Here is a 21,207-nt window from a genome sequence, read left to right as displayed (position 1 = left end):
CTGGTCGGCGCGCGTGTCAGCCGGCCGATTCGGTCACTGTCAGTTCACCCTCGTCGGCTTTGCGCAACAACGGGCCGCCCGGACCGTCGCTCTCGCCGGGTGGCGTGGTTCGATCCGCGGCATGCAGCAATACCCGCAAAGCGGTCAAAACTGCCACCGGGACCGCTGTCGCGGCTGCCGCGCCGGCCACCCCGAGGGCGGTGCCGCCGAGGATCCCGGCCGTGATCGACGCCACCGCGGTGCCGGAGATCGCCGCCCGGACCGCCGGGTGCAGCCCGTAGACCCGGTTCAGGCCGCCCCACGGGGAGAACTGGCAGAAAGCCAGCATCACCGCTCCGGCTATGGCCAGCAGGCTCAGCGGGCTGTCCAGCAGGGCCTGCCCGTTCGCCGCGGCGGCGCGCTGCATGGCCGGACCGGCCGTACCGCTGCCCAGCGCGGACAGGAACCGGCCCAGGGTGCCCTGCTCCAGGGGCGCCCGGTTCAGGTCGAGCACCGCGAACCCGGCGGTCACCGCCAGCCCGGCGACGGCCGACCAGGCGAACCGCGGGAACGTCAGCCAGCCCCCCGAGCTGATCGCGGCCGCCACGCACACCCCGGCGGTCACCGCGATCGCGCCGACCGGGTCGGCGCCCAGGTACGGACTGCCCACCATCACCACACCCAGCCCGCCGAGCAGCACCACCACCACCGGCCGCCAGGTCCGGCCCACGTACTGGGCGACGGAGCCGGCGGTCAGCAGCAGCCCGGCCACGAACACGCCCAGGCCGACACCACCCAGGCCGGTGTAGCGCACCCCGTGCGTCGCCGAGTAGCCGGCCACGCCGTTGAGCTGCAGCCGCGCCCCGGTCAGCAGATCCACCACGATCACGATGGCGCTGATCGCGGCCACCGCGCCCATCGGCCACAACGTCATCCGGTACCGCGGCGCCAGCCGCACCGCCAGGGTGCCGGCCAGCATCAGCCCGAACGTCGCGCCACCGAACATCCAGGCCGGATGCGCGCTGCTCCACCACGGCGCCACGTCGGCGACCAGCGCCGCCGGGATGGCCAGCGCGGCCGCGATCAGGGCCGCCTCGGCGACCGCCACCAGCCGCGCCGGCGGGCCGGGCGGTGCGGCCGGACCGGCGTGCCGGCGGGCCCGCATCAGCAGGGGCACGATCGCCAGGAACAGCAGCACCTCGATGCCGGCCAGCACGGCGAAGAAGATCGACGCCACGCCCCGCTGGGCGATCGCCCGCTGGTCCGCGTCGTTGCGCCCCTGCATCGCGGTGGCCACGTCGGCCGGGCGGCCGGTCGAGACGCTCGCCGCGTACCCGGCGAACAGCTTCTCCGGCGCGGACCGGCTCAGCGCCGCCAGCACGGTCGGCGCCAGGTCGACCAGTTGCAGGTAACCGTCCCGGCCGGTGCCGGCCGAGGTGAGCCAGCCGCCCTCCCAGCCGTCGCCCTCGGCGATCGCCACGTGCAGCCGCGAGGTGCTCTCGGTGTCGGCCACCCCGGCGATCAGCATCAGCGACCGGTCCGGGCGGGCCGCGAGGATCCGGGCCAGGGTGGCGTCGGCGGCGGCGACCGCGGCCTGCCGTTCCGCGCCGGAACCGGTGATGGTGCCCAGGTCGACGAAGCTCAGCACGCACTCGGAGAGCAGCTTCTTCGGGTCGGCGGGCAGCGTCTCGGCATACTGGTCGACCCGGCCGAACGGGCGGGCCGCCGCGATCGCCGCGTTCGCGCCGATCGCCACCGTGCAGCGGACCGACTCGGCCAGGGCGCCCGGGGTCGTACCGTAGGGAAGCTTGTCCTGATTGGTGCGCACCACGGCGCGCTGCGCGGTCACGTTCGCGCCGATGGCGTCCGGGCGGGTCACCTCCGGCACGGCGGCCGGGCACTTGCCGTGCACCGCCTGGGTGTCCCAGGCCGCGTAGTTGCCGGCGCCCAGCGTCAGCCAGCCGTCCGACGGGCAGGTCACCTGGTGCGCCGAGCGCACCGACAGCCAGCCGGTCGAGCCCTTGCCGGCCTCCGCCCAGAGTGCCGGGGTGCGCTGCGGGTCGAGGTCGTCCCAGCGCAGACCGGCCGCGGCGGCGACCACCACGAAGTCCGCGGTGCCACGCTTCGTCTCGCCGGTCGGGCGGATCGTCAGCCCGATCAGGCTGGCCACCGCGACCAGCACGACGAGCAGGTAGGGCACCCAGTCCGCGGCGCGACGATCACGCGGGGCACCCGGCGGGCGGACCCGCTTGATCCGATCGAGGCGGCCGGTCACGACGCGGTCACTTCGGCGTACGCGACCCGGACCGCGGTCACCACGGCCTGCTCGTCCGGCCAGGTCGCGGCCTGCACGGGACCGCGGGCGGCCAGGTCCGCGCGACGCTGCGGATCGTTCAGCAGATCGCGTACGGCCCGGTCCAGCGCGTCCAGGTCCTTCGGTGGGATCAGCACCGCGGCGTCACCGACCAGCCCGGGCAACCCGCCCACGGCGGTGGTGACCAGCGGCACGCCGGCCCGCAACGCCTCCTGGGCGAACAGCTGCCGGGCCTCCCAGTCGCTGGTGACCACCGCGAGGTCGGCGCCGAGCAGCAGGTCGGGTACGTCCCCCCGGTGCCCGAGCAGGTGGAACGGGGCGTGTTCGCGCGACGCCCGCTGCGCCAGCGGCATGTAGCTCGGCCCGGAGCCGGCCACCACGACCACCGGCGACGGGTCCAGGTCACGCCACCGCGCAGCCGCGTCGACGAGCAGGTCGTAGTGCTTCTGCGGGTGCAGCCGGCCGACCGACAGGATCAGCGGGGTGTTCCCCTTGATCCGGAACTCGGCGCGGACCGCCTGCCGGGTGCGCTTCGGCGAGCGCAGCTCGGGTGCGGCCACCGGGCCGAGCCGGGCGTTCTTCGCGCCCATCAGCACGGCCCGCTCGACCAGGTCCTCGGAGGCGCCCAGGGTGAGATCGGCGTTGCGCGCCACGATCCGTTCGACCAGCGCGCCGGCCTGACCCCGAAGACCCTTCGCCAGTACGGCGTTGTGCCAGGTCACCACGAGCGGCACCCCGGTGCGGGCCAGGGACACCACGAAGGCGGCGCGCAGCCCGTGCGCGTGGATGACGTCGGCGTCCCGCCCGGCGATCGCGCGGCGCAGCGCCCGGATCGCGCCGGAGTCCTGCGGGCCGGGGTCGGCCGGGATCTCCAGCGGTGAGTACTCCACTCCGGCCGTGGTGAAGCCGTAGTGTTCGTCGTTGGCGGCCGGGCCGCAGACCAGCACCCGGCAGCCGGCCGCGACCAGTCCGCGGGCCAGCGAGAGGACGTGCCCGCCGGTGCCGCCGGTGGCGGAGCCGAGCACCAGCACGACCGAACCGCTCCAGCCGTCGTCGCTGCTCACGAACGTCATACCCCTCTCTGGGCGGATTTCCGCGTCCCGGCAATCCGTCGGACAACCCTCACACGTCCCCGTCCCCGGCCGTTCCCCCGGGGTCCGTCAACCAGCCCACCCACCGCTAGCCGGCCGGCTCCCAGGGGTGTCTCGACCGCTGTGACACACCCCTGACAACCAGCCCGCCCACCGCTCGCCGGCTGGCTCTCAGGTGTCTATCACGGGCGGGAAAGACCTCTGGAAGCCAGCCGGATCATCTGCGCAACCGTCTCGTCAGCGTGCCGGCCAGCGGGCTGAGGTCCCGCCGGTCCAGCAGGAAAGCCACCGCGACGAAGACCACGACGACCGCGAGGCCGCCCAGCACACCCTCGACCAGGCTGCCGAGGATGCCCGCCGCGGGCCAGAAGGCCGCGGTCAGCCCGGCCACCACACCCCACCCGGCCAGACCGGCCGCAGCGGCTGCGACGACAGCGGCGACGAGCGCGCGCGGCAACCCGGCCAGCGCGGCTGTTCCCGCGTGCCGGCGCACCGCGACGACGAGCAGCACCGCGAGGACGGTCATGCCGATCGCGTTGGCCAGCCCCAGGCCGAACATCTGCCGGGCCGCACCGGACTGCCCGAGCAGCAGCCCGGCCACCGCGGCCACCGCCCAACCGATCGCTGTCGAATACGCCGCGGAGGCCGTCGCGCCACGCGCGTAGAGCGCCCGGGACAGCAGGGCGAACAGGGCGTAGCCGAACAGCCCGGGCGCGAACCCGACGATCCCGGCCGCAGCCGGCCTGGCGCCGAGCAGAACCGTCGCCGGCACGGCAAGCGCGACCAGGGCAGCGGCACCGAGCCCGGCCAGCAGCACGACGGTCCGGGCGGTGCCGGACAACGCGGCGCGGAAGCCATCCTCGTCGCCCTGGGCCGCCGAGGCCGAGAGCCGGGGATAGACCGCGGTCGCCAGCGGGACCGCCAGCACCGCCCACGGCAGCAGGAAGACCGTCTGCGCGGCGGTGTAGTTGGTCAGCCCGGCGCTCGCCGTCAGCAGGACCACGACCAGCGTCATCACCTGTTGCGATCCGACGGTGACCGCGCCCGCCCAGCCGAGCCGGACCGCCTGCCGGCCCTCGCCGCCCGGGAACCGGAACGCCGGGCGCAACCGCAGGCCCACCCGCCGGAGTGGGATCACCAGGCAGAGCGAGAGCACCACCACACCGAACGTGGTCCCCGCCGACAGTGCCAGCTCGCCCGGCGTGCTCAGCCCGGCGAAATCGGTCTTGGCACCGTCGATCACGGCGTAGGCCAGGTAGGCGCCCATCACGGTGACGCTGGACAGCAACGGCGCGATCACCGGCCAGGCGAACCGGTGGTGCGCCTGCAGCACACCGGTGAGCACGATGCCGACGCCATAGAGCGGGAGCTGCGGCGCGAACACCCGCAGCATGCTCGCGGCGACCTCCTGATGGTCCGGCGGCACCTTGGGCAGCAGCCCGGCGATCGGACCAGCCAGCAGCATGACCAGCACGGCCGCCGGGATGAGCAGCGCGAGCACCCAGGTGAGCAGCGCGGAGGCGACCTCGTTGACCCGGCGCCGGTCGCCCGCCGCGACGTGCCCGGCCAACAGGGGTACCACGAGGCTGGCCAGGGCGCCGCCGGCCACCAGCTCGAACACGATGTTCGGGATGGTGTTGGCCGCGTTGTAGATGTCGGCGAGGTTCTTGTTGCCGACCGTGTGCAGGAAGACGAACGTGCGGCCGAACCCCGCGATCCGCGCGACGGCGGTCAGGACAGTGATCAGGACGGCTGCGCCGGCGACTTTGGCCGCCGTACCGGAAACGGAGCGGCCGGGAGCGGCATCGGACCTGGCACCGGGCGACGAACCGGGAGTGGCGGGTTCGGCCGGCGTCGCGGGGGCGGCGTCGGCGTCGTTCGGGGACGTCACGCCTGCGGAGGCCGGCGGCCGAGCTCGTCGAGGCGCCGCAGCCACGGCGTGTCCTGGATGACCTTGGTGAAGCTGACCTTCTCGCTGGCCGCGGTGAGCGCGGCGAGGGCCGCGAGCGCGGTCAGCCGGCCGAGTGTGCCGGTGCGGGCGGTGAACGCGACGCCGAGCAGCGCGCCGAGGGCGTTCGCCCCGGAGTCGCCGAGCATGATCTCTTCGTTCAGGTCGGCCGGGAGCAGGGCGGCGCTCGCGCCGAGCGTGCCGGCGGTCATCGACGCGCCCCGGCCCACCGCGAGCGGCGCGCCGAGCAGCAGACCGGCCTTGATCGCCCGGCCGGGGCGCAGGTCGAGCAGGTTGAGCAGGTTCGCCGTCCCGGCGATCACACCGGCGCCGAGCAGCACGTCGGCGCCGCGGCCGAACCGGCCGGTGCGACGGCTGCCGATCAGCGCGGAGGCCACGAGACCGGCCGCGCCCACCCCGCCGATCTTGACGAGGCCGCTGGTGACCCGGCCGTCGCGGAGCGCGCCGAAGTGACCGGCGAAACCCTTCGCGGTCTTCTGCTCCGGGCGGTTGCCGACGATGTCGTCGTAGAGGCCGACCGCGCCGCTGACCGCGCCGGCCGTCACCGCGGCGGCCGCGAGCCGGCCGGTCGGTGCGCCGGCCGCCGCGCCGAGGGTGGCGCCGGCCGCCAGGGCCGGACCGCCGGCCAGGGTGACCGTCCGCCCGTGGAAGTTGGTCCGGCGCAGGTCACCGGCGTTCGGGTCACGACGCACCCAGCCGAGCACGGCACGTGCCACGAGCGCGCCGGTCCCGAGCGAGCGGAGGAAGGCCATGGCTGGAAGTCTGCCCTACGGGCCCGCCGACGGCACCACCGAGGTGGCTCCCGCGGCGAGGCCGTACTGACCGATCCGGCTCAGCACCAGCCGCTCGTGAGTGGCCATCGCGGTCACCACCTGACCCTGCACGGTGCTCACGTTGTCCACCGTGGAGATCTCCTTGACCAGCGTCGGGTCGCTGCGGACCGCGGCGACCAGGTTGCTGTCCCCGGCGCTGTCCCCGGCCACCACGAGCGGGCGGTGGTTCTTGCTGAACTGGTCGGCCACCTTGACGTTGTTGGCCGCCTTCTTCGAGGCGTCCTGGTCGGTCGCCGGAGCGCCGGCGACCAGCACGACCACCTCGGCGCCGCCGACCGCGTCGTCGTCCACCGAGATGTAACCGGCCTTGGTGAACGCGGTCAGCACCGCGGTCACGTCACCCGGTGCGGCAGGTGTCGCCGGCGCCGTGCTGCTCTGCAGGGTCAGCGCGAGCAGCGCGCTGGCGGTCTCCACGCCGTCGCTGTTCTGCGGCAGGCCCACCGCGCCGATGGTCGGCTGCGACGACTGGTCGGCCAGGTCGAGCAGTTCGTTGGCGAAGTTCGGGTCGATCAGCTTGTCCTCGAAGGTGACCCGCGCGGTGATCGTCGCACCGGCCACGTTGAGCATCTTCACGACGCCCTCGACCGAGTCCTTGGCGCCGGGCAGCCCCACCACCGCGACCTTGCGGGCGGTCAGCTTGCCGGCCAGCACGTACGGTGCGATCCCGCCGGCGAACTCCTGGTTCCGGCTGAGCTCGTCCTTGTACTGGTTGACCTGGTCGCGCTTGACGTTGTTGTCCTTGTTGAGCTCGGTGAGCCGGTTCTTCAGGTTCTCCGAGACCGGACCGTTGAGCGCGGCGGTGCCGACCACCAGGCCGATCGCCAGGGCGAGGAATACCGCGGTGAGTGACACCACGTGGTACCGGAAGTTGATCACGACGCCCTCAGAAAAGATTGCCCAGCTGGAAGACGAGATTGTCCCACCACTCGGACACCACGGTCAGGTAGGCCTTTCCCACCGTGGAGACCGCCACCGCCGAGGCCATCGCGGCCATCGCCGAGAGGACCAGCAGCAGCAGCGCCGAGCCGGAGATGTTCTGCCGGTAGAGCCGGCTGACGCCCTTGGCGTCGACCAGCTTGCCACCGACCTTGAGCCGGGTCAGGAACGTCGACGCCATGCCGCCACGGCCCTTGTCGAGGAACTCGACCAGGTTGGCGTGCGTACCGACGGCCACGATCAGCGACGCGCCCTTCTCGTCGGCGAGCAGCATCGCGAGGTCCTCGCTGGTCGCCGCGGCCGGGAAGGTGAGCGCGTCGACGCCCAGGTTGCTGACCCGCTCCAGACCCGGCGCGCGCCCGTCCGGGTACGCGTGGACGACCACTTCGGCGCCGCAGCGCAGCACGTCGTCGGTGACCGAGTCCATGTCCCCGATGATCATGTCGGGGGTGTAGCCGTTCTCCACCAGCGCGTCGGCGCCGCCGTCGACACCGATCAGCACCGGCTTGTACTCCCGGATGTACGGCCGGAGGACGTCGAGGTCCTCCTTGTAGTCGTACCCCCGGACCACGATCAGCACGTGCCGCCCGGCGATCCGGGTCTCCACGTCGGGCACGCCGACCCCGTCGAGGAGCAGGTCACGCTCCTGCTTGAGGTAGTCCATGGTGTTCGCGGCGAACGCCTCGAGCTGCACCGACAGGCCCTCGCGCGCCTCGGCCATCGACGCCGCCACGGTCTCCGCGTCCTGCCGGATGCCGGTGGCGACCGGCTTGCCGTCGAGCAGCACCTGGTCGCCCTCGATGCCGATCACCTGGCCCTCGCGCAACCCGGCGAAGACCTCCTCGCCGAGGTTGTCGAGCAGCACCACGCCGCCCTGGATCAACACCTCGGGGCCCAGGTTCGGGTACCGCCCGGAGATCGACGGCTTGGCGTTGAGCACCGCGATCACCCCGGACGCGACGAGCGAGTCGGCCGCGACGCGGTCCAGGTCGACATGGTCGATCACGGCGATCTCGCCGGGCCGCAGCCGCCCGGTCAGCCGTTTGGTGCGCCGGTCGAGCCGGGCAACGCCGGAAACCCGGCCCGGCTCGCTGGTGCGCACACGGCGCAAGGTGGGAAGTCGCATCCCGGCCATCCTGACACGCCGCTTCACACGGCCCCCGTTAGACATGCTCTAGCTCATTGACAAAACGGTCTTTTCAACCACGTTTCTCGCGCCCGGCGACGGCCAGCAACTCCTCCGCATGGGCGATACCCAGGTCCGAATCCGGCAGGCCGGCCAGCATCCGGGACAACTCCCGCGCTCGCTCGGTCTCCTCAACGATCCGGACACCGCTCGTGGTGATCGCGCCACCGGTGTCCTTCGCCACCACCAGGTGCCGGTCGGCGAACGCGGCGACCTGCGGGAGGTGCGTGACAACAAGGACCTGATGCGTACGGGCGAGCCGCGCCAGCCGCCGGCCGATCTCCACCGCGGCCGTGCCACCGACCCCGGAGTCGACCTCGTCGAAGACCAGCGTGGGCGGCCCACCGGCCCCGGCGAACACCACCTCGATGGCGAGCATCACCCGGGACAGCTCACCACCGGAAGCGCCCTTCTGCAAGGGCAGCGACGGCGCGCCCGGATGGGCCAGCAACCGCAGCTCCACCTCGTCGGCGCCGTCCGCGCCGGCGGCCAGCTCCTGCCCGTCGACCGTCACCGACGGCTCGTCCCGGCTCGGCGCGCGGGTGATGACCGCCACCTCGACCCGGGAGTGCGGCATCGCCAGCCCGGCCAGCTCCACGCTGACCGCCTCGGAGAACCGGACCGCGGCGTCACGCCGGGCCGCGGTCAACCGGCCGGCCAGCTCGCCGACCGTGGCGGCCAGCCGCTGGCGCTCCTTGTCCAGCTCCTCGAGCAGCTCGTCGGAGTTGTCCAGGTCGGCCAGCTTGGTCTTCGCGTTCTCCGCCCAGACGATCACGCCGTCGATGTCGTCGGCGTACTTGCGGGTCAGGCCGCGCAGCGCGGCCCGGCGCTCGTAGATCGCCTCGAGCCGGGCCGGGTCGGCGTCCAGCTCGCTCAGATACGCCGAGAGCTCCGAGGAGACGTCGCCGACCAGGGTGGCCGCCTCCTCGATCCGCAGGGCCAGCTCGCCCAGTTTCGGGTCGACGCCGGACTGCCCCTCCAGCGTGCGCCGGGCGGTGCCGAGCAGGGTGGTGGCATCCGGGGTGTCATCGGCCGACTCCACGCCGCCGGCGAGCGCCTGAGCGGCCAGGGCGGCGGCAGTGCGCAGCCCCTCGGCGTGCTCCAGCCGCTGCACCTCGGCGCGCAGGTCCTCGTCCTCGTTCGGCTGCGGGTCGACCCGGGTGATCTCGTCGAGCCCGAGTTTCAGCAGGTCGGCCTCCTGCGAGCGCTGCCGGGCGTTACGCCGGCGGTCGGCCAGGTCGTCGACCACCCGGCGCCAGCGGCTGAACGCCTCGCGATAGCTCTCCAGCAGCTTCTCGTGCCCGGCACCGGCGAACCGGTCCAGCGCGGACCGCTGCTCGCTCGGGCGCAGCAGACGCAACTGGTCGGACTGGCCGTGCACGGCCAGCACCTGCTCGCCCAGCTCGGCGAGCGTGGACACCGGCATGCTCCGGCCGCCGACGTGCGCCCGGGACCGCCCCTCGGCGGTCACCGTACGGCTCAGCAGCAGCGACCCGTCCTCGTCGGTCTCACCCCCGGCGTCGGTGATCCGGGTGCGGACCGCGTCGCCGAGGGTGCCGCGCAGTTTGAGCCGGCCCTCGACGACGGCCCGCCCCGGATCGGCACGGACCCGACCGGCGTCGGCCCGGCCACCGAACAACAGTCCGAGACCGGTCACCACCATCGTCTTACCGGCGCCGGTCTCGCCGGTGATCACGTTCATACCCGACGTCAGCCGCAGCGTCGTGTCGTCGATGACGCCCAGTCCGGTGATACGCAGTTCCTCCAGCACAGGGCAGAGGGTAGTGGTGCCCCCCGACAATTGCCCAGCGTGGGTGTTTCTGATCAGCGTCGATTACCCCGCCAGCCGACCACCGGCAGCTCGAACTTCGCCACCAGGGTGTCCGTGAAGGGACGCGGGGCCAGGCGGACCAGCCGAACGGGCAGCTGGCCCCGCTCGACGGTCACCCGCGAGCCCGGCGGCAGGTCCCAGGTGCGTCGGCCGTCACAGCAGAGCACGGCAAAAGACGTGTACGGGTCGACGGTGAGCACGAACGTGGACGTGGGCGCGGTCACCAGCGGCTTGCTGAACAACGCGTGCGCGCTGATCGGCACCAGCAGCAGCGCCTCCACCCCCGGCCAGACGACCGGGCCACCGGCCGAGAACGCGTACGCCGTCGACCCCGTCGGTGTGGCACACACCACACCGTCGCAGCCGTAACGGGACAGCGGCCGGCCGTCCACGTCGACGAGCAGCTCGAGCATCTGCGCGCGCTGCCCCTTCTCCACGGTGACCTCGTTGAGCGCCCAGGACTCGGCGATCAGCCGGCCGTCGTATTCGGCGCGCACGTCCAGGGTGAGCCGCTCGTCCACGTCGTAGCCACCGGCGATGATGTCGGCGATCACCTCGTCGATGTGCTCGACCTCGGCCTCGGCCAGGAAGCCGACCTTGCCGAGGTTGATGCCGAGCAGGGGTGCCTTGGCCGGGCGGGCCACCTCGGCGGCGCGCAGGAACGTGCCGTCACCGCCGAGCGCCAGCACGATCTCCACGCCCTCGGCCGCGTCCGGTCCCTCGACCGCGATCACCTCGTCGGGCAACGCCAGGTCAGCCGCCTCGTCGGCGATGACCCGGACGTCGAAGCCCGCCGCGATCAGGTCGAGAGCGACCGTACGGGCGTGCTGCGTACTCTGCCGGCGCCCGGTGTGCGTCACCAGCAGGGCCGAGCGGGTCATGTCTCCTCCAAGGTGGCCACCACCGGCTGCTCCGTGCCCGGCTCCACTGCCGGCACCGGCTGATCAATGTGCGCCGCGGGCGCGGGCACGGTCCTCCGACCGGCGGGCGCGGTCACGCCGCGGGCTCCGGGCCGGCGGTCGCCGCGGCGGCAGGCTCCGTGCCCGCGGACGCAACCGCTTCGACGGCGCCGGGGCTGCCAGGGGCGGCCTCGGCGGACGGCCCGCCTTCCGGGGTCTCCTCGCCGGACGGGCCGGCGGCGACCACCGCTTCCACGCGTTCCCGGTCGGCGGGCGGGGCGTCCCGGCGGAACCAGACGAAGAACTCGACGTTGCCGCTCGGGCCGGGCAGCGGGCTCGCGGTCACGTCCACCACGCCCAGGCCCAGCCCGGCGGCGACGGCCGCGACGTCCAGCACGGCCTCGGCGCGCAGCCGCCAGTCGCGCACCACGCCACCCGTGCCGACGCGCTCCTTGCCGACCTCGAACTGCGGCTTCACCATCAGCGCCAGGTCACCCTCCGGCCCGGTGCAGGCGGCCAGGGCCGGCAGCACGAGGCGCAGCGAGATGAACGACAGGTCGGCCACGGTCAGGTCGACCGTTCCGCCGATCTTGTCGGGGGTGAGGGTCCGCACGTTGGTCCGCTCGTGCACGTCGACCCGCTCGTCGGTACGGATCGGCCAGGCCAGCTGGCCGTACCCGACGTCGACAGCGACCACCCGCTCGGCGCCGGCGCGCAGCAGCACGTCGGTGAACCCGCCGGTGGACGCGCCGGCGTCCAGGCAGCGCCGCCCCTCGACGGTCAGCCCCTTACGGCCGAACGCGGCGAGCGCGCCGGCCAGTTTGTGACCGCCCCGGGAGACGTATTCGGTCTGCGGGTCCTCCCCGGTGACGAGCACCGGGTCGGCCGGGTCGACCATGGCCGCCACCTTGTGGGCCACGGTCCCCCGGACCTGCACCCGGCCGGCCGCCACGAGCTGGGCAGCCTGTTCCCGGGAGCGGGCGAGCTTACGACGGACGAGCTCGGCGTCGAGACGCGCACGGCGGGCCATCAAGATCCTTTTTTGGTACGTCGGTCAGCGATCGATGCTGGCCAGAGTCTCCTGGAGCACCTGGTGCGCGGCCTCGTATTCGGCGATCTGCTCGCCCGGTACCAGCCGCGCGGCATTGGCGAGCGAACTTAACACCGCGTCCACGGCCGGGTGACCGGTCTCCTCCACCAAGCCGTCCGCGCCGATGCGGTATTGCGGCCCCGGAGCCACCGCCTCAGCCGGCGCATGCGGCATCGGCGGCCGCTGCCCACCCTGCGGCGGACCAGGCCGGAACCCACCACCCGGCTGCCCCGGCCGCACGCCTCCGGGCTGCTGCCCCGGGTGTTGCCCCGGCTGCTGCCCGGGCCGCATGCCACCCGGTTGCGGGCCGGGCCGCGCCCCGCCCGGCTGCGGTCCGGGGTAAGGACCGCCCGGGCGCGGCGCGCCGGGCACGGCGTTCGGGAACGTCACAGGATCACGCCTCCGTGCTCTCGGTCCGGCCGGCGTTCTCCGCCACCGGTTGCGCCTCGGCGGGTTGCGCCTGACTCGGCACCTGAGCTGCCCTCTTGGCCGCCCGCCGAACCGGCACCGCCTTGCTCGGCGCAACCGGCGCGGCCTTGCTCGGCGCGGCCTTGCTCGGCGTCGCCTTGGCCGCCGCTGCCTTGCCCGGCGCAGCCTTGCGCCGGGTCGGCTGGCTCGGCGCCGCCTTGCCCGCCGTGGGCGACGACTCCGTCGCGGCCGCCGCCTCCTTGACCGCCGTGGGCGGCAGCTCGGTCGCGGCCGCCGCCTCCTTGACCTCGCTCACCGGTGACGCCGCGGTCCCCGCCGGAAGCGAGCTGCCCACCGGACCCGGTGAATCCGGAACGCTGGAACCGGCCCGCTGGGCCGCTGTCTTCCGCGGCGCCCGCTTCGCCGGAGCCTTCTCGGCCGGAGTCTCCGCAGCCGATGTGGATCCCGGCGCAGGCGCCTTCACCGACGGACGCGGAGCCGCACTCTTCTTGACCGGCGCAGGCCGCACAGCCTCACCAACCGGCGCAGCCTTCTTGACCGGCGCAGCCTTCTTGATGGGTGCGGCCTTCTTCACCGGTGCGGCCTTCTTCACCGGCGCGCTCGACAGCGCCGCAGAGCCCACCCCAGCAACCGACGCCGCCGCGTTCCCGGGCGGTCCGGCCTGCAACGTCCCGGCCGACGGCATCGCATTAGGCGTCGCCTTCACAGCCTTCTTAGCGATCGCCTTCTTGGCCACCGCCTTCTTAGCAGGCCCAGCCGAAGCGGCACGCCCAGCCGAAGCGGCACGCCCACCCGAAGCGGCACGCCCACCCGAAGCGGCACGCCCACCCGAAGCGGCACGCCCACTCGAAGAGACAGCGCCACCCGACGACACAGAGCCGCCCGACGAGGCCGGAGACGCGGAGGCACCAGGCGACGCGGGAGCGATCGGACCACCGAGCCCACCCCCGTCCACGCGAGCCTGAGCCTCCCGCAGCCGCTTCTCCAGATCGTGGAGGCGCGTGGTCAGCTCGGCCACCTCGTCCGCGGTCGCCAGGCCGACCCGCCCGAGAGCGCGGTCCACCTCGTACCGCACGATGTTGGTCAGCGCCTCACGGTTGGCGATGCCCGCCGAGAGCAGGTCCTCGACCAGCCCCTGCACCTGCGCCGCGGTCGCACCGCCCCGGTTGAGCAACTCACCGGCGACCTTCTGCGCCTTCTTCCGGGGCGTCTCGGTCAGCCCGAGGGCCAGGTCCAGATAAGCCCGCCATGCATCCGGCATGATCTCTCCTCCTCTCGCCACGTCGGGTGCCACGCTACCGGGAGCTCCCGACAACTTCCTGGGGTACGGTGCTGGTGTCGCGAGGGGAGATGCCGATGGCCACCGTGGACGAGTGCCGCCAGGCGTTGCACGACCTGGCCGCCAAGCTCGCGGCGAATGCCGAGGCTCGCGGCCGGCTCGACCTCGATCGCACCCTCGCCTGCCGGGTCACCGACCTGGACACCGCCTTCCACGCCCGGATCTCCGGCGGCCTGCTGGTCGACATCGCCGACGGCGACGACCCCAAGGCGAAGATCGCCCTGATCGCCGGCGGCGACGACCTGATCGCGCTGATCCAGGGCAAGCTGGACGTCACCCGCGCGATCGCGTCCCGCCAGGTCACCGTCAAGGCGAACCCGTTCGACCTGCTCAAGCTCCGCAAACTCCTCTGATCACATCTGCGGAGCTCACTCCGCCGATCGCATCCACGGAGCTCACTCCGCTGATCACATCTGCGGATACGAGCCGAGACCGCAGATCGTTCAGATCAGGAACGGACACCCCGAAATGATCGGGAACGAGGCCCCGGAAATTCGGCTGCCCGCCACGCCCCTCGCCCCATAATCTCGCGGAATGCTGATACGCCCCGAGACCCCCGCCGACCACGCCGCCGTCGACCACCTCGTCGCCCGCGCCTTCGGCCATCGGGGCCGAGTCGTCGCCGACCTGGTCACCGCCCTGCGCCGCGACGACCCGGAGTTTCACGCTTTGGTGGCCGACGACGACGGCGACCTGATCGGGCACGTGATGTTCACCCGCAGCATCCTGGACGCGCCGGACCAGCTCGTCCCGGTGCAGGTGCTCAGCCCGCTCTCGGTCCTCCCGGAGCGGCAGCGCCAGGGTGTCGGCACCGCCCTGATCCGGCACGGGGCCGCCGACATGGACAAGCGCGACGTCCCGCTGGTCTTCCTCGAGGGCGACCCGGCGTACTACGCGAGGCAGGGTTTCGTCGCCGGCGACGGCCTCGGCTTCCGCAAGCCGTCGCTGCGCATCCCGGACCCCGGCTTTCAGGTCATGCCACTCGCCGCACACCGCCCGGAACTCACCGGCACCCTGGTCTACCTGCACACTTTCTGGGACCTGGACTGCGTCGGGCTGCGTGCCGACTAGCCGGCCTTGGCCGCCAGCGCCTCCAGCCCCACCAGCACCTGATCCGCCGACGCCGTCGCCGTGGAGAGCTGCTTGGTCACCTCGGCCAGCACCGCCGCCTGCTCCTCCACCGACGATGCGATGTTCAGCTGCAGCGCGTGGATGCCGTCCACCGACCCGGTCGTCGCGGCGAACGTCTGCGCCACGTCGTCGGTCTCCGCCACGATCGCGCTGATCACCGTGTTCACCCGTTCCACCGACGTCGCGGTCTCCCGGGCCAGGTCCTTGACCTCGCCGGCCACCACCGCGAACCCCTTGCCGACCTCGCCGGCCCGGGCCGCCTCGATGGTGGCGTTCAGCGCGAGCAGGTTCGTCTGGTCGGCGAGCGACGCGATGATCGCGTTCACCGCGGCGATCTCACCGACCGAGCGCTCGAGCGCCCGGACCTTCTCCCCCGCGGACGCCGCCGCGTCCTTGCCGGCCGACGCGGTGCCGGCCGCGGCCGCCGACCGGGCCGCGATGTCCTGAACAGAAGCGGTCAGCGCGGCCATCTCCCGGTCCACCGCGGCGACCGCGGAGATCGCCGCGTGCGCCTCGGCGCTGATCGACGCCACGTCCGCGTTCATCTGCCGGGCCTGCTCGGCCGCCTCCTCCGACCGGATCCGCAGATCCTCGGCGGCCCGCTCGCTCGCCGCCCGCTCGGCCCGTTCGGTCGCCGTCCGGGCCTGCTCGGCGTCCGCAGCGAGTTGCTCGTTCTCCCGCTCCGCCTGCTCCGCGAAGTGCCAGAAGATCACGATGCCGACCACCTCGACGGCGGCCAGCCCGGCGTGCACCGCGACCTGCTCGATCGCCGCGGGCACCCCCATGTGGTGCATGCCGAACACCCGTTCCGGCGCGAGCAGGCCGAGCACCCCGTGGTGCACCACCACGACCACCACGGCCGAGATCAGCGGCGCCCACATCTGATAAAGCGCCACGTAGATCAGGATCGCGTACAGATGGATGTGCGCGGTCATCGAGCCGCCGGACAGCTCGATCGCCACGAACGTGCAGGCGATCAACCCGACGCTGGTGTGCGAGGCCTTCGCCGTTGTGCTGGGCAGCACCGGGATCAGCGCCGCCCAGCCGGCCACCGCCGCGGTGAGCAGCACGACCTCCCAGCGCGGCCGCGGCCCGATCATCCCCACCACCAGGAACGCCGGCACGTGGAACCAGAGCAGTCGACTGATGATGCGGTGCCGGGCACGCCACGACCCCTCGGAGAGCCGGGCACCGCGCGGCAACGTAATTGAGCTCACACCACACCCTTCGACCGGGACCCGGCCTGATTGACCTTTCCTACGCCAATCGCATCATTGCTGGCCTCGCCGCTTCGGCCGGTGCGACGATGGAGGGACAGCGAGCGACCGCCGGACGACGGCCGCCCCGGGCAACTGGGAGGCGATCATGATTCACGTCCGCCCCGACGTCCCGTGCATCGACGGCACGGTCACCGCCGCGAACGTTCACCAACGCGCTGAACGCGTCGCGGTGCCCGATTTTGATTACATGAGCTCCACCATGGTGGCGATGGTCGACGGCATCTTCCACATCGACCCGGAAGCACCCTTGCTCCCCCGTCGCCGCCACCAGCCCGACCACCGGCGCTACCACCACTGAGCCCGCCCCCGGAAGGCGGCCCGCCTCCCGCTTCACCCTTTTCCGGTACGAATACGGAGCGCCCGCCCGCAGGCTACGAGCCACGTCCCGCCCGTGAGGCAGACGCAAGACCGTGCCACCCCGGACCGCCACGCGCCCCCAGACCCCGGCTGGCTCTCCGGGGTGCCTCCGGCACCCCGAGACACCCCTCACGCCCAGCCGACACCAGCCCGGACCGCAGCGCGCGCCCGGGTTCCGGCTGGTGCTCAGGGGTGCCTCCGGCACCCTGAGGCACCCCTGAGGACCAGCCGAGTCCGGCGTGCGCTGGCCGGGTGTGGTGGCCGGAAATGGACGTAGCCCCGGCCGAAGGCCGGGGCTACGTTGTCACGCTTGAGAGAACTGGTCAGAGACCCCAGCCGTTCAGCACCTTGGTGGCCTCGTCCGAGTCCGCCGCGATGTTGGCCACCGGGACGCCGTCCCAGGTGACCCCGCACAGCAGCCGCAGGGCGTCGACCGGGTCACCGGACCCGGTCAGCACCGCACGGTCACCGTCGCGGGTGACCTGCCAGCCGTCGACCTCCGCGGCCGGCACCCGAGCCTGGTCCGCCGGGCGGAACAGGCCGGACAGGTCGGCGGACACGAAGGTCGGCCGCCGCTCGGCGGACGCGGCCAGCAGATCGGCCGGGCCGCTGACGCCGGTCAGCACCAGCAGGCTGTCCATCCCGGCGCCGACGGCGCCCTGGATGTCGGTGTCCAGCCGGTCCCCGATCGCCAGAGGCTTCTCCGCCTTGGCGAGCGAGGCCGCCGTGGTGAACAGCGCCGGTTGCGGCTTGCCGACCACCACGTCCGGTTCCCGGTCCAGGGCGGTCCGCAGCACCGCGACCAGCGAGCCGTTCCCCGGCAGCGGGCCGCGCGGGCTCGGCAGGGTGCGGTCGGTGTTGGTGGCGTACCAGGTGGCGCCCGCACGAACCGCGAGCGCCGCCTCGGACAGGATCTTCCAGCCCACCTCGGGCCCGTACCCCTGAACCACCGCGACCGGCGCGTCGTCCGCCGATTCCACCGGGGTGAGCCCGGCGTCGCGCACCTCGCCGCGCAGTGCCTCCGCGCCCACCACCAGCACCGGCGAACCGGCCGGTACGTGTTCGGCGATCAGCGCGGCGGCCGCGCCGGCCGAGGTCAGGACCTCGGCCGACTCGGCGCTCACACCCATGCCGTTGAGCAGCGTGGCCACATCGGCGGCGCGACGGGACGCGTTGTTCGTCGCGTACGCGATCGACGTCCCGTCCGCGCGCAGCCGCTCGACCGCTTCGGCCGCGCCCGGGATCGGCTTGTCGATCAGGAAGACGACGCCGTCCAGATCGAAGACGGCCAGGTCGTAACCGCCGGCGAGGTGGTCACTCACGCCTGCGACCGGTCGTCCGCACCGCCGATGACCTCATCGGCGGCCTTCTCGTCCGTGGCCGGCTCGGCCTTCGCCTTCTTCGACTTCGCCTTCACGGGCTCGGCCTCGACGGCCTCGTCCTCGTCAGCGTCGTCCTCGTCAGCGTCGTCCTCGTCAGCGTCGAACGTGCCGGCGTCGACCTTCTCGACGGTCAGAGCGTCGGTGTTGACGTCGGTCTCGGCCACCGCGGCCGGCACCTCGTCGTCCTCGTCCTCATCGTCTTCGTCGTCGTCGTCGAAGTCCTCGTCGTCCTCTTCGTCCTCGAGGTCGTCTTCGTCTTCGTCGTCCGCGTCGGCGGCGGCAGCGGGCTGGTCGCCCTCGGCCTTGGCCTCGTCGTCCTGCTCCTCGTCCTCGTCGTCGTCACCCTCGATGGTGACGCCGTCGAGCTCGAGCACCCGGTCCGCCGCGTCGGTGAGCTGGTCCTCGTCGACCGTGGCCGTACGGACGAACCACTCACGCGCCTCGTCCCGACGACCCGCCGCGAGCAGAGCGTCCGCGTAGGCATACCGCAGTCGCGCCGCCCACTCGGCAGTCTCCTCCGCGGTCAGTTCCTTGACCTGGAGCATCGCGACGGCCGCCTCGTGCTGACCGAGGTCACCCCGCGCACCGGCCGCCACGATCAGCAGCTCGATCGCACCGGCCTTCTCCAGCTTCGCCACGTCGGCGCCGCGGAACAGGTCGATCGCCCGCTCCGGCCGGCCCAGGGCCCGCTCGCAGTCGGCCAGCTCGGCCAGGTGCGTCTGCTTGCCACTCATCCGGTGGTACGTGCGGAGTTCGGCGATCGCCGTCGTCCAGTCGCCGGCCGCGTACGCCGCGAGGCCGACAGCTTCCCGGACCACAGCGATCCGCGAGGCCAGCCGCCGCGCCGCGAGGGCGTGCTGCAGAGCCAGCTCGGAGTCCTCGTCGATGATCTGACCGGCCGCCACCAGGTGCCGGGCGACGGACTCGGCCATCTCCCGGGAGAGGCTCACCAGCTCGGCGCGCACGTCCTGGTCCAGGTCGGTCGCGACGATGTCGTCCGGGATCCGCGGGGCCTGGAACGAAGGCTGTCCGCTCTCGTCCTGCACACGCTCGGTCTCCCGGCCCTGCGGCGCGGAACCCTGGTAGCCGCCACGGTCACGGTCGCCACCACGGGAAGCCCCGCGGTCGCCGCCACCCTGGTACGCCGGACGGTCACCGGTCGGCCGGTCACCAGTGGGACGGTCACCGGTGGGACGGTCACGGTATCCACCGCGGTCGCCACCACCCTGGTAACCGGGACGGTCGCCGGACGGACGGTCGCCACCGCTGCGGAAGCCGCCGCGGTCGCCACCACCCTGGTAGCCCGGACGGTCACCGGACGGACGGTCCCGGTCGCCACCACGGAAGCCACCGCTCTGCGGACGGTCGCCACGGTCCCGGTAGCCGCCACCACTACGGTCGCCGCCACCCTGGAAGCTCTCCCGCGGGCCACCGGTCCGGTCGCCACCACGGAAGCCGCCGCTCTGCGGGCGGTCGCTGCTGCCACCCTGGTAGCCGCCACGAGAACCCCCGCGGTCGCCACCACCCTGGTAGCCCGGGCGGTCGCCCGACGGACGGTCGCCACCACTGCGGAAGCCGCCACGGTCACCACCACCCTGGTAACCGGGACGGTCACCACCGCGCGAGCCGCCACCCTGGTAACCCGGACGGTCGCCACCGCTGCGGAAGCCACCGCGGTCGCCACCACCCTGGTAACCGGGACGGTCACCGGTGGGACGGTCGCCACCACGGTATCCACCGCGGTCCCCGCCACCCTGGTAACCGGGACGGTCACCGGACGGACGGTCGCCACCGCTGCGGAAGCCGCCACCCTGCGGCCGGTCGCCACCACCCTGGTAGCCGCCACGGGAACCCCCGCGGTCGCCGCCACCCTGGTAACCCGGACGGTCACCCGACGGACGGTCGCCACCACTACGGAAGCCGCCACGGTCGCCACCACCCTGGTAACCGGGACGGTCACCGGTGGGACGGTCGCCACCACGGTATCCACCGCGGTCCCCGCCACCCTGGTAACCCGGACGGTCACCGGACGGACGGTCGCCACCACTGCGGAAACCACCGCGGTCGCCACCACCCTGGTAACCCGGACGGTCACCACCACGCGAGCCGCCACCCTGGTAACCCGGACGGTCGCCCGACGGACGGTCGCCACCACTACGGAAACCACCGCGGTCGCCACCACCCTGGTAGCCCGGACGGTCACCGGACGGACGGTCACGGAACCCGCCACCCTGCGGCCGGTCGCCACCACCCTGGTAGCCGCCACGGGAACCCCCGCGGTCGCCACCACCCTGGTAACCACCGGTCGACGGACGGTCGCCACCGCTGCGGAAACCGCCACGGTCGCCACCACCCTGGTAACCGGGACGGTCACCACCGCGCGAGCCGCCACCCTGGTAACCCGGACGGTCGCCACCGCTGCGGAAACCCCCGCCCTGTGAACCGCCACGGTCGTCACGCGGAGCGAAGCTGCGCCGCTCGCCACCGCCGGCCGAGCTGCCCCGGTCGCGGTCGCCGCCACGGAAGCCGCCGCCCTGCGGACGGTCACCGCCGCCGCCCTGGTAGCCGCCACGGGAACCCCCGCGGTCGCCGCCACCCTGGTAACCGGGGCGATCTCCACCACGGGAGCCGCCACCCTGGTAACCCGGACGGTCGCCACCACGCGCGCCGCCACCCTGGTAACCCCCGCGGGAGCCACCACGGTCGCCGCCGCCGGTCGGACGGTCGCCACCACGGAATCCACCCCGGTCGCCACCACCCTGGTAGCCACCACGGTCACGGTCGCCGGACCGGTTCGCGCCCCGGTCGCCGCCCTGGTATCCGCCTCCGTCGCCGCGGCGGGCGTCGCCGCCATCGCGACTGCGGCCACTCCGGCCGTCGTCGTCGCGGTTGCTGGAGCCGCCGTCCTGCGGTCCTGTAGTCACGGATCAATTCCTTCCAAGTACGGCGGCGGCCTCTCGGTGCGGGCGGCCTTACCTCTAAACACAAAGTTACTAGGGCACAGAGTCTTAAACGCAGTCGAGGGCCGACCCCGTGTGGGGCGGCCCTCGACCGTTACGTTGAGTCCGGCGGCGTCCTACTCTCCCACACCCTCCCGAGTGCAGTACCATCGGCGCTGGAGGGCTTAGCTACCGGGTTCGGAATGTAACCGGGCGTTTCCC

The 21,207-nt window shown here is 73.0% G+C and carries 18 protein-coding genes and 1 rRNA gene; 4 read left to right on the top strand and 15 right to left on the bottom strand.

Annotation, left to right across the window (positions count from 1 at the left end; translation table 11 throughout):
* Window positions 1-16: 16 nt before the first annotated feature.
* From ADL15_RS22440 to ADL15_RS56500, 11 genes are all read right to left on the bottom strand, one after another.
* The gene (locus tag ADL15_RS22440) at window positions 17-2,254 is read right to left on the bottom strand and encodes a hypothetical protein (protein ID WP_083971592.1); all 2,238 of its coding nucleotides are present in this window, start codon (window positions 2,252-2,254) and stop codon (window positions 17-19) included.
* Entirely contained in the window at window positions 2,251-3,366 is a 1,116-nt protein-coding gene (locus ADL15_RS22435; protein WP_067694498.1) for a glycosyltransferase family 4 protein, read from the bottom strand. The genes ADL15_RS22440 and ADL15_RS22435 overlap by 4 nt, the downstream gene beginning before the upstream one ends.
* 235 nt (window positions 3,367-3,601) lie before the next feature.
* Window positions 3,602-5,275: a murein biosynthesis integral membrane protein MurJ gene (gene murJ / locus ADL15_RS22430; RefSeq protein WP_083971590.1), complete on the bottom strand. Its 1,674-nt coding sequence runs from the start codon at window positions 5,273-5,275 to the stop codon at window positions 3,602-3,604.
* Complete coding sequence (locus ADL15_RS22425) at window positions 5,272-6,105, bottom strand: hypothetical protein (protein ID WP_067694495.1); 834 nt, start codon at window positions 6,103-6,105, stop codon at window positions 5,272-5,274. The genes murJ and ADL15_RS22425 overlap by 4 nt, the downstream gene beginning before the upstream one ends.
* A 15-nt stretch (window positions 6,106-6,120) precedes the next feature.
* A complete protein-coding gene (locus ADL15_RS22420; protein WP_067694492.1) occupies window positions 6,121-7,062 on the bottom strand; it encodes a copper transporter in 942 nt (313 codons plus the stop codon).
* A gap of 7 nt (window positions 7,063-7,069) precedes the next feature.
* On the bottom strand, window positions 7,070-8,248 hold the full coding sequence (steA, locus tag ADL15_RS22415; RefSeq protein ID WP_067694489.1) for a putative cytokinetic ring protein SteA: 1,179 nt from the start codon (window positions 8,246-8,248) through the stop codon (window positions 7,070-7,072).
* Window positions 8,249-8,321: 73 nt separating this feature from the next.
* A complete protein-coding gene (gene recN / locus ADL15_RS22410; RefSeq protein ID WP_067694485.1) occupies window positions 8,322-10,079 on the bottom strand; it encodes a DNA repair protein RecN in 1,758 nt (585 codons plus the stop codon).
* Window positions 10,080-10,132: 53 nt separating this feature from the next.
* Window positions 10,133-11,020 (bottom strand): NAD kinase, encoded by an 888-nt coding sequence (locus ADL15_RS22405; protein ID WP_067694482.1) that lies wholly within the window; start codon window positions 11,018-11,020, stop codon window positions 10,133-10,135.
* A 112-nt stretch (window positions 11,021-11,132) separates the two neighbouring features.
* Window positions 11,133-12,068, bottom strand: coding sequence for a TlyA family RNA methyltransferase (locus ADL15_RS22400; protein ID WP_232344282.1), 936 nt, complete (start codon window positions 12,066-12,068; stop codon window positions 11,133-11,135).
* Window positions 12,069-12,092: 24 nt separating this feature from the next.
* A complete protein-coding gene (locus ADL15_RS54320; RefSeq protein ID WP_198170960.1) occupies window positions 12,093-12,302 on the bottom strand; it encodes a hypothetical protein in 210 nt (69 codons plus the stop codon).
* Window positions 12,303-12,522: 220 nt separating this feature from the next.
* Entirely contained in the window at window positions 12,523-13,818 is a 1,296-nt protein-coding gene (locus ADL15_RS56500; RefSeq protein WP_198170959.1) for a hypothetical protein, read from the bottom strand.
* A gap of 95 nt (window positions 13,819-13,913) precedes the next feature.
* Between ADL15_RS56500 and ADL15_RS22385 the strand changes: the two genes are divergently transcribed.
* Both ADL15_RS22385 and ADL15_RS22380 read left to right on the top strand, forming a co-directional pair.
* Window positions 13,914-14,249 (top strand): SCP2 sterol-binding domain-containing protein, encoded by a 336-nt coding sequence (locus tag ADL15_RS22385; protein ID WP_067694678.1) that lies wholly within the window; start codon window positions 13,914-13,916, stop codon window positions 14,247-14,249.
* Window positions 14,250-14,430: 181 nt separating this feature from the next.
* A complete protein-coding gene (locus ADL15_RS22380; RefSeq protein ID WP_067694477.1) occupies window positions 14,431-14,967 on the top strand; it encodes a GNAT family N-acetyltransferase in 537 nt (178 codons plus the stop codon).
* Here ADL15_RS22380 and ADL15_RS56495 read toward each other — a convergent pair.
* On the bottom strand, window positions 14,964-16,244 hold the full coding sequence (locus ADL15_RS56495) for a methyl-accepting chemotaxis protein (RefSeq protein WP_067694474.1): 1,281 nt from the start codon (window positions 16,242-16,244) through the stop codon (window positions 14,964-14,966). The two genes, ADL15_RS22380 and ADL15_RS56495, sit on opposite strands and share 4 nt — an antisense overlap.
* 148 nt (window positions 16,245-16,392) lie before the next feature.
* On the opposite strand from ADL15_RS56495, the gene ADL15_RS22370 reads away from it, so the two are divergent.
* Window positions 16,393-16,605: a hypothetical protein gene (locus ADL15_RS22370; RefSeq protein WP_067694471.1), complete on the top strand. Its 213-nt coding sequence runs from the start codon at window positions 16,393-16,395 to the stop codon at window positions 16,603-16,605.
* Between the two features lie 382 nt (window positions 16,606-16,987).
* Here ADL15_RS22370 and ADL15_RS22365 read toward each other — a convergent pair whose 3' ends face one another.
* Window positions 16,988-17,986: an HAD-IIA family hydrolase gene (locus ADL15_RS22365; RefSeq protein ID WP_067694468.1), complete on the bottom strand. Its 999-nt coding sequence runs from the start codon at window positions 17,984-17,986 to the stop codon at window positions 16,988-16,990.
* On the bottom strand, window positions 17,983-18,978 hold the full coding sequence (locus tag ADL15_RS22360; protein ID WP_083971587.1) for a tetratricopeptide repeat protein: 996 nt from the start codon (window positions 18,976-18,978) through the stop codon (window positions 17,983-17,985). Before ADL15_RS22360 ends, ADL15_RS22365 begins: the two co-directional genes overlap by 4 nt.
* On the opposite strand from ADL15_RS22360, the gene ADL15_RS56490 reads away from it, so the two are divergent.
* Complete coding sequence (locus ADL15_RS56490; protein ID WP_067694464.1) at window positions 18,955-20,487, top strand: hypothetical protein; 1,533 nt, start codon at window positions 18,955-18,957, stop codon at window positions 20,485-20,487. The two genes, ADL15_RS22360 and ADL15_RS56490, sit on opposite strands and share 24 nt — an antisense overlap.
* A gap of 622 nt (window positions 20,488-21,109) precedes the next feature.
* Here ADL15_RS56490 and rrf read toward each other — a convergent pair.
* Window positions 21,110-21,207: ribosomal RNA gene (gene rrf, locus ADL15_RS22350) — 5S ribosomal RNA — on the bottom strand; the annotation flags it as partial.

Source organism: Actinoplanes awajinensis subsp. mycoplanecinus (genome assembly GCF_001509495.1).
Classification (GTDB): domain Bacteria; phylum Actinomycetota; class Actinomycetes; order Mycobacteriales; family Micromonosporaceae; genus Actinoplanes; species Actinoplanes palleronii.
The sequence above is the reverse complement of the archived record's forward strand: the minus strand, read 5'-3'. Positions and strand labels throughout refer to the sequence as shown.